This is a genomic window from Actinomadura rubrisoli (genome assembly GCF_004349215.1).
GTDB lineage: Bacteria > Actinomycetota > Actinomycetes > Streptosporangiales > Streptosporangiaceae > Spirillospora > Spirillospora rubrisoli.
This window is the reverse complement of sequence record NZ_SMKU01000617.1, coordinates 1-2,482: the sequence shown is the minus strand read 5'-3', so window position 1 is coordinate 2,482 and position 2,482 is coordinate 1. Positions and strand designations below refer to the sequence as shown.

At 71.6% G+C, this 2,482-nt stretch carries 2 protein-coding genes and 1 pseudogene; all 3 read right to left on the bottom strand.

Annotation, left to right across the window (positions count from 1 at the left end):
* Positions 1–206: 206 nt before the first annotated feature.
* Positions 207–1,007, bottom strand: coding sequence for an SAM-dependent methyltransferase (locus E1298_RS46130; RefSeq protein ID WP_131903686.1), 801 nt, complete (start codon positions 1,005–1,007; stop codon positions 207–209).
* 17 nt (positions 1,008–1,024) lie between these two features.
* On the bottom strand, positions 1,025–2,287 hold the full coding sequence (locus tag E1298_RS46125; RefSeq protein WP_131903685.1) for a nucleotide sugar dehydrogenase: 1,263 nt from the start codon (positions 2,285–2,287) through the stop codon (positions 1,025–1,027).
* 2 nt (positions 2,288–2,289) lie between these two features.
* Positions 2,290–2,482 (bottom strand): annotated as a pseudogene (locus E1298_RS46120) (UDP-N-acetyl glucosamine 2-epimerase); the annotation flags it as partial.

The window sequence follows — 2,482 nt, the reverse complement described above, 5'->3', positions numbered from 1 at the left end:
CTCCAAAACCCCGCACCTCCAGCTAAGGCCCCCGCGCGCGGCTAGGAGCTGGCCGCCCTGGACGAAGCCTCCCCACACGTCGCCGTGTGTGATCGGCTAGCGGGGCTTCCTGGGGATCAACGCGCGCCATAAGGGATTCGCGAGAAGTGGGCATGCGGGGCCCTCGGGTTGGGGGTGGGCGTCCCTGCTCCGGGGCCCGCGGCCCGTCAGGGTTTGCGGGCTACCGCGGCGTAGGCGTCCGCGGGGGGTGGGGTCTCGTCGAAGTCGATGACGTCCGGGCGCCAGAGGGCTATGGGGACGACGCCGGGGTCCAGCAGGTCCAGGCCGTCGAAGAAGCGGGTGACCTGTTCGGGGCTGCGCAGGTGGTACGAGCTGGCGGAGTTGGCGTTGTAGGTGGCGATGGCCTGGTTCAGCGCCTCGTTGGTGTCGGTGCCGTCGCAGAGCGCCAGGTAGCTGCCCGAGGGGAGGGCGTCCAGCAGGCGGGCGGTGATGGACCAGGGGTCCTCGGAGTCGTGAAGCTGGCCCATGATGCCCAGCATGGTGAGCGCGACCGGCTTGCCGAAGTCCAGGGTGCGGGCCGCCTCGTGCAGGATCGCGTCGGGGTCGCGGACGTCCGCCTCGACGTAGGCGCAGGCGCCCTCGGGGCTGCTGGTCAGCAGCGCCTGGGCGTGCAGGAGGACGAGGGGGTCGTTGTCGACGTAGACGATCCGGCTCTCGGGCGCCACGCGCTGGGCGACCTCGTGGGTGTTGTCGGACGTGGGCAGGCCCGTGCCGATGTCGAGGAACTGCCGGATGCCCGCCTCGCCCGCCAGGAAGCGGACCGCGCGGGCCAGGAAGTAGCGCTGCATGCGCGCCAGCGTCGCGATGCCGGGGAACATCTGGACGATCATGTCGCCGACCTCGCGGTCGGCCGGGTAGTTCTCCTTGCCGCCGAGAAGGTAGCCCCAGACCCGCGCCGAGTGCGGGAGGTGGGACTGGAGGCGGGCGGCCAGTGGATCATGTGTCATGGGACGAGTCTCACACGTCACAGGAGTTCGGTGGTCGGGCCCGGGTCGGCGCGGGTGTGGCCGACGGCGTCGAAGAGCAGGCGCGCGTGAAGGGCCAGCGTCTCGGGGTCGTAGGCGCGGTGGCCCGCCAGGACGACGGTCAGGTCGGCGGCCTCCAGCGCGGCGGCCAGGTCGGCGCCGGCGTTGGGGATCTCGATGCCGTCCACCTGCCAGTCGGAGACGTACGGGTCGTGGAAGGAGAGGTCGGCGCCGAGCCGGGCCAGACGCCGTGCGACGGGGCGGGCCGGGGATTCGCGCTGGTCGGCGATGTCGGCCTTGTAGGTGACGCCGAGCAGGAGGACCTTGGCGTTCTTGAGGGCGCGTCCCTCGCGGTTGAGGAGCTGCTGGGCGCGCTCGACCACGTAGCGCGGCATGCGGTCGTTGATCTCCTGGGCGAGTTCGACGAACCGGAACGGGTAGCCCAGCGAGCGGACCTTGTACGAGAGGTAGTTGGGGTCGATCGGGATGCAGTGTCCGCCCACGCCCGGTCCCGGATGGAACGCCTGGAAGCCGAACGGCTTGGTGGCGGCGCAGTCGATCGCGTCCCACAGGTCGATGCCCAGTTCGTCGCAGAACACCGCCATCTCGTTGACCAAGGCGATGTTGACGTGCCGGTAGGTGTTCTCCAGGAGTTTGGCCATCTCGGCCTCGCGGGTGCCCTTGGCCTCGACCACCCGGTCCACGAACTTGCCGTAGAACGCCGAGGCGGCGGACGCGCAGGCCGGGGTGAGGCCCCCGACGATCTTGGGGGTGTTGCGCAGCCCGTAGACGGGGTTGCCGGGGTCGATGCGCTCGGGCGAGAAGGCCAGGTGGAAGTCCTGGCCCGCGATCAGGCCGGACGTCTCCAGGATCGGGCGGACGACCTCCTCGGTGGTCCCGGGGTAGGTGGTCGACTCCAGCACCACGAGCATGCCCGGGGACAGGTGCCGGGCGACGGTCGCGGCGGCGCCCCGGACGGCGGTCAGGTCTGGGCCGCCCTCGTCCGACAGCGGCGTCGGGACGCAGATGACCACGGTGCGGGCGCCGTCCAGGACGGTCTCGTCCGTGCTCGGGGTGAAGCCGCGCTCCAGCAGGTCCGCCGCGTCGGCGGCGGAGACGTCGTCGATGTGCGAGCGGCCGGCGCGCAGGCCCGCCACGACGCGGGGGTCACGGTCCAGGCCGCCGACGGCCAGTCCCGCGCGGCAGGACTCGCGGACGAGGGGGAGCCCGACGTAGCCGAGCCCGATGACCACCAGATCCATGGTTACTCCGTGCCTTTCCAGCGGCGGATGACGTCGGCGATGCGGGGACCGGCCTGCCCGTCCCAGAGGGGAGGGGTCCGGCCGGGTGGTGGCGGGCCCGCCGCGAGGGCCTTGCGCACTCCCGGGACCAGTTCCTCGAAGGTGACGAGGCGGTTGGTGCCGTGGGTGATGGTGATGGGGCGTTCGGTGTTGGGG